The organism is Phocaeicola sp. RTP21198st1_B8_RTP21198_201120 (assembly GCF_040929485.1).
GTDB lineage: Bacteria > Bacteroidota > Bacteroidia > Bacteroidales > Bacteroidaceae > Phocaeicola > Phocaeicola dorei.
Genome location: NZ_JBCOCI010000362.1, coordinates 402 through 1,353 on the forward strand (window position 1 = coordinate 402; position 952 = coordinate 1,353).

Below are 952 nucleotides of genomic sequence, written 5' to 3' on the forward strand. Positions count from 1 at the left end.
TGGATGCAACGACTTTTATGGCGAATGCCAAAGAAGTGGAGAGTGTTATCAATTCCATCTATTTCCAACTCCGTCGTGATCCGGGATTCAGCCGTTATCTGATTGTTCTGGAAGAAGGACTGGCGGATTATTGTATTGGAAGAGGTAACTATGCCACAGCTTATGATACCGGGCTTACCAGTGGTGGGGTGGGCTTCTCCAAAGATAGCTGGGCGGTGTTGTATCGTGCCATTCGTTTTGCCAATAATATTCTTGACGGTATAGGTAATACTCCACTCTCGCAACAGGAGTATAACAACCTCACCGGGGAAACACGTTTTCTACGTGCATTCGCCTATTCATGGCTGGTACGAAATTGGGGCGCCGTTCCTTTTTTCGATGAACAGAACATGAATGACTTTAATAAACCCCGTACTCCGGAAGCTGATATCTGGAAGTTTGTGATTGATGAGGCCGATTATGCTGCATCCAATCTCCCGGAAGTGGCTAAATCTGCCGGACGTCCTTCGCGTTATGCCGCATTGGCATTGAAAACAGAAGCTTGTCTTTATGCCGGTCGCTATGAAGAGGCGGCTGAAGCAGCCGGTTTAATTATTTCATCCAAACGATATTCTCTGGTTGAGGTTGGCAAAGCGGATGATTTCCTCGACCTTTACGGTCATACGGCTAATGCCACTTCTGAAGAAATTTTCTATATAAAGTTCAACCGCGATAGTGGATCGACCATCGCCTATATGTATCTCTGCAAGCCCAATCCTTTCGTGAATATGGGAGCTGTAGGAATTTATACCGATTATCAGAAGAATAAATTTATTCAGAATTGGGATCAGAATGATTTACGCTATCAGTTCGGATTGTATAAACAAACGCAGAATGGAACACTCAATGCACTGACTAAAACGGGTATGGTCTGCTCGAAATTCAGAGATTCGGAATGGACAGGGAGCAGTAC

The 952-nt window shown here is 44.9% G+C and carries 1 protein-coding gene; it reads left to right on the forward strand.

Annotated features, from left to right (window positions below):
* Positions 1–952 (forward strand): RagB/SusD family nutrient uptake outer membrane protein (locus AB5935_RS26325; RefSeq protein ID WP_368327909.1); only part of this gene is annotated, 952 nt, incomplete at both ends.